At 57.4% G+C, this 5,004-nt stretch carries 4 protein-coding genes; 3 read left to right on the plus strand and 1 reads right to left on the minus strand.

The window, feature by feature from the left end:
• On the minus strand, window positions 1–1,388 hold a 1,388-nt coding region (locus AABO57_28910), incomplete at its 3' end, for a VCBS repeat-containing protein (GenBank protein MEK6289755.1).
• Between the two features lie 480 nt (window positions 1,389–1,868).
• On the opposite strand from AABO57_28910, the gene AABO57_28915 reads away from it, so the two are divergent.
• The 3 genes from AABO57_28915 (at window position 1,869) to AABO57_28925 (ending at window position 4,908) form a co-directional block, all read left to right on the plus strand.
• On the plus strand, window positions 1,869–2,156 hold the full coding sequence (locus AABO57_28915) for a hypothetical protein (GenBank protein MEK6289756.1): 288 nt from the start codon (window positions 1,869–1,871) through the stop codon (window positions 2,154–2,156).
• 7 nt (window positions 2,157–2,163) lie between these two features.
• Window positions 2,164–2,439, plus strand: a complete 276-nt coding sequence (locus AABO57_28920; protein MEK6289757.1) for a hypothetical protein — start codon at window positions 2,164–2,166, stop codon at window positions 2,437–2,439.
• A gap of 162 nt (window positions 2,440–2,601) precedes the next feature.
• Entirely contained in the window at window positions 2,602–4,908 is a 2,307-nt protein-coding gene (locus AABO57_28925) for a glutamine amidotransferase (GenBank protein ID MEK6289758.1), read from the plus strand.
• The last annotated feature ends 96 nt before the right edge of the window (window positions 4,909–5,004 follow it).

The following is a 5,004-nucleotide window of genomic DNA, read 5'->3' on the forward strand; positions in this document are numbered from 1 at the left end:
GCCAGATCGAGCTTGCCATCGCCATTGAAATCGCCCACCGCGACTGAGCGTGGGTTGTCACCCGTGCCGAAGTCGGTCTTCGCCCCAAAGCTGCCCGTGCCCGTGCCCAGCAGAATCGAGACGGTGGCGGCACCAGAGTTCGCCGCCGCCAGATCGAGCTTGCCATCGCCATTGAAATCGCCCACCCCGACTGAGAATGGACCGATGCCCGTGCCGAAGTCGGTCTTGGGAGAAAACACTCCGGAGCAGGCAATTGGTGTGGTGTTCAGCAGAATCGAGACGGTGTCGCTACCATTGTTCGCGACCGCCAGATCGAGCTTGCCATCGGCATTGAAATCACCCAACGTTACTAAGAATGGATTTAAGCCAGTGCCGAAGTCGGTCTTTGCCCCAAAGCTGCCCGTGCCCGTGCCCAGCAGAATCGAGACGGTGTCGCTAAAAAGGTTCGCCACCGCCAGATCGAGCTTTCCATCGCCATTGAAATCGCCCACCGCGACTGAGTGTGGATTGCTGCCAGCGCCGAAGTCGGTCTTCGCCCCAAAGCTGCCGGTGCCCGTGCCCAACAGAATCGAGACTGTGCTATTAAAGTTCACCGTCGCCAGATCGAGCTTGCCGTCGCCATTGAAATCGCCCACCGCGACTGAGTTTGGTTGGCCGCCCAGGCCGAAGTCGGTCTTCGGCCCAAAGCTGCCGGTGCCCGCTCCCAGCAGAATCGAGACGGTAGCGCCGTTGAGGTTCGCCACCGCCAGATCGAGCTTGCCATCGCGATTGAAATCGCCCACGGCGACTGACACTGGAATGCTGCCAGTGCCGAAGTCGGTCTTCGCCCCAAAGCTGCCCGTGCCCGTGCCGAGCAGAATCGAGACGGTGTCGCTACTAAAGCTCGCCACGGCCAGATCGAGCTTGCCATCTCCATTGAAATTCCCCACCGCGAGTGAGGATGGATCGTCGCCCGTTGCGAAGTCGGTCTTCGCCCCAAAGCTGCCCGTGCCCGTGCCCAGTAGAATCGAGACGGTGTCACTACCATTGTTCGCCACGGCCAGATCGAGCTTGCCATCGCCATTGAAATCGCCCAGCGCGACTGAGCTTGGAGCGCTGGCCGTGCCGAAGTCGGTCTTCGCCCCAAAGCTGCCCATGCCCGTGCCCAGCAGAATCGAGACGGTGGCGCTTCCTAGGTTCGCCGTCGCCAGATCGAGCTTGCCATCGCCATTGAAATCCCCGACCGCGACTGATTCTGGAGAGCTGGCCGTGCCGAAGTCGGTCTTCGCCCCAAACGAAACGGTTTGGGCCGCCACTGGTTTAAGCAGCCCGCCCAACATAACCACGAGCAGGCTGAGCGACAGAATACGCGAAAAAAGGATTAAGCTGAAGAAGTTTTGTCGTTGCATTTTTCAATCTCCTTTTACCTGACTGACTTGAATCACAAGGCGAGGACCGGCCGCTATCTAGCCGCGCTGCTTCTTGTCTGACATTACGATTCATTGAATATCCTCTTAAAACCTTGGACGGAAAACAGCGAGAGACTTATTCACTTTTTTTCTGAATAGTCACAGTTGGATTCGATCATTGCTATGTGACGGCCTAATAAAGGCCCCAAGACGGATGGGTTGATGGCAACGATTAGACTCCGATCATACCGCTCACCAATACCTTAATCGTGTCGCCGTTGAGTCAAGTTCGTGGTACCATCAGGGCATAACAGCACCTGGAGAACGGAATTCATGAGCCAGCGAATCACAGTCACAACTGATGCCTCGACGCCGCTCAAGCCATTGATCGAATCAGCCGTTCGAACCGAATTGCGCTATGGGCTATATTGATCTCCGCTTCAGGTCTTGGCATAATCAGCCAGAGATAAGGAGGCGCTGATGACGGAACTCGTGTTGACATCCTCCAAGAATCGTTCACTTAGGCCGCTGGTAGAGGCTGCGCTTCGAAACGAGCTTCGTATCCTGCAAGCCGGCATTCGCCGCACCGAGCAGCGATTGGAGTCTTTTGAAGAGCAATATGACCTGCCCTCAGCCGTTTTCATCAAGCGTTACGAGAATGACGAGTTTCAAGAGACGTTGGACTTCGCTGAATGGATAGGAGAGCATCGCTTGCTAGAGCGGCTGCGTGAAAAGGCAGACACCTTGGAGAGTGTTCATATTGCATGATGAGCCTATGAGCCCGCTGATCATCACGATCATCATTGCATTGGCTACCTTCATTATCAGCATCTTTGGCGCGAGCTGGCTCAATCAGCAGTCGATGAACAAGCGCATCGATGATCTACGCAGCTATCTTGATGCTCGCTTTGACGCCGTAGACGCTCGCTTTGACGCCGTAGACGCTCGCTTTGCTGCTCTAGACCCGCGCTTTGCGGCAATTGAGCAGCGGCTCGATCGAATTGAGCGTCAACTAGAAACCATCTACAAACCATCCTTACCCTCGCGTTAACATCAATGTGTCCGCTCGATGTGTCCGCTCGCTTTCCTCGGAGCCTGCTTTCCTGCCAAGATCGTCACAAATCTTTTTGCGGCTTCGAGCGTTAACAACTAGAATAACTGCATCGCAGATCGTCATCGGGACGGAGAGCGCACTCATAACGGGAGCTGATACTTGGAACAGGTTGTAAGTTTTCTGTTCAATCACCGGCAGGCGCTCTTCTCAAAGAGCCAGTTCAGCTTCGGCGCTCGCCCGTCGATGCTCGTGCTCGTCGCGCTGATTGCCGGCCTCGCCTTGCTAGCCTACTTCTTGTATGCGGTTCCTGCCGTGAGGCTCGCACTGCGGTGGCGCGTGGCGTTGATCGCCCTTCGGTGCGCGCTGGTAGTTGTGATCCTCTTTTGCGTTATGCGGCCGGTGATTGTGGTGCCCTCGGTGATCCCGCAGTCGAGTTACGCCGCCGTTCTGATGGATGATTCGGCGAGCATGAAGCTTCCCGATGAAGGGAGTCACACCCGGCTCGATGCGGTTAAGCAACTGATGTCCGCGAACAGTGCATTCTATTCGGCGCTTGCCGACAAGTTCAAACTGCGCGTTTACAAGTTCTCCTCGGCCGCCGAGAGAGTGGAGAACGCGAGCGAGCTTTCAGGAGCTGGCGAAGAAACCAATCTGACTTCAGCGCTCGATCAGGCGGCGCGAGAGTCGGCGGGCTTGCCGGTTTCGGGCATCATCGTGATCAGCGACGGCGCGAACAATGCCGGAGCAAGTGACGACGATCGTTCCGGCAGTCTAGCGACGACGCTTGCGACGCTTCGATCGCGCGGGTTGCCCGTGTTCGCAATCGGGATCGGGCCCGACAGCCTGGAAGGCGACGTGGAGCTGGTTCGCGCGGCGGCCCCACGGCGCGCGCTGGCGGGATCGCCGGTCACTGCTGAATTACTGGTGAGAGCAAGCGGCGCGCGGAAGAGTATCACTGTCGATTTGAGCGAAGACAGTCGGTTGCTGCGCTCGCAGGAGATCCCGGTTCAGGGAGACGCGACGACCGTCGCGCGGGTGACATTCACTCCGTCCTCGCCCGGACTTCACCGCTACGCGCTGACAGTGAAGCCCGGACCCGACGATCCGGTTCCCGATAACAACTCGCAAGAGCTTGTCATTGACGTTGTCGATTGGAAGCCGAAGATTCTCTACATCGAAGGCGACCCTCGATGGGAGTACGCCAAGCTGCGCGAGTCCGTCGCCGAAGAGAAGAACGTTGTGCTCGTTTCGGTTTTGCGATCCGCCGATGGCAAGTTCTATCGACAAGGCATCGAGAACGCCGACGAGCTTGTGAACGGCTTCCCCAAGTCGGAGGAGGAACTCTTCAAGTACGACGCGTTGATGATTGGCAGCATTGAAGCGACGTTTTTCACCTTCGACCAGTTGAAGGCGGTCGAACAGTTTGTGTTTCGTCGAGGGGGGACGCTGGCGGCGCTTGGTGGATCGAAGTCGTTTAATATCGGCGGCTACGGAAACACGCCGCTCGCCGATCTGTTGCCGATTTATCTGAGCGGCGTGAAGGAGACTTCAAGCGAGAGCCAGACTTTCAAGGCCGCGCCGGCCGATCGAGGCCGCGACCACCCGGCTGCCCGGCTTGTCGACCAGCCCGACGCAAACGCGAAGGCCTGGGAGCAAATGCCCGCAATCACTCTGCCCGAGGTCATCACCGAGACCAAACCCGGCGCTTCGGTGATTCTCGAGGCGCGAAGCACAAAAGAAAAGAATCGAGTTGTACCGCTGCTCGTTGAAGAAAGATACGGACGCGGAAAAACTATTGCCCTGCTGGCGTCTGACACCTGGCGGTGGCGGATGATGCTCGAGTTCAAAGACAAGTCCTTCGAGACTTTTTGGCGGAACCTGATGCGCTACGCGGTTGAATCGTCGCCCCGCCCCGTTGAAGCTTCCACCGAAAAGAGCTTCTACGGCAAAAGCCAGCAGGTGCGAATACGAGCGGAAGTTGCCGACGAGAAGTTCATTAAGATCAACGATGCGACGGTGTCATCTCGCGTCACGACTCCGTCCGGACGCGTCGTCGACGTACCGATGAAACCAGCCGTCGAAGGCGGCTTCGAAGGCTACGCTTGCGCGTTTAATCCTGAGGAGGACGGCTTGTATCGCGTCGAAGTGACTGCGCGGCGCGCCGGTTCGAAACAGACAGCGTTGCTGGCGCCCGCGCAAACGAGCTTCATTGTCGGCCCGCTAAACCGCGAGGCGCGCGAGGCAGCTCAGAATCGCGAGCTGCTCAAACGCATCGCAAGCGAAACCGGCGGCGGCTACTACACGGCTGCGCAGACGGAGAAGCTGCTTGACGACATCACTCACCGTGAAGGCGCGAGTTCAATGCGGGTGAGCTATGATCTGTGGGATATGCCGATAAACTTTCTTCTAGTAGTGGGTCTTGCCGTAGGCGAATGGTTCATCCGCAAACGCAAAGGGCTCGCCTAGAAACGTTCAGTTTGAAGAGGCCGCAAAGCAGAAGGCAGAAGGCAGAAAGCAGAAGGCAGAAGGCAAAGCAGAATGCAGAAAGCAGAAGGCAGAAGG

It is taken from the genome of Acidobacteriota bacterium, assembly GCA_038040445.1.
GTDB lineage: Bacteria > Acidobacteriota > Blastocatellia > UBA7656 > UBA7656 > Onstottus_A > Onstottus_A frigus.

Excerpts from the sequence above, each read along its gene's own strand:
- AABO57_28920 (MEK6289757.1), top strand. The coding sequence starts at position 2,164 with ATGAGCCCGCTGATCATCACGATCATCATTGCATTGGCTACCTTCATT.
- AABO57_28915 (MEK6289756.1), top strand. The coding sequence starts at position 1,869 with ATGACGGAACTCGTGTTGACATCCTCCAAGAATCGTTCACTTAGGCCG.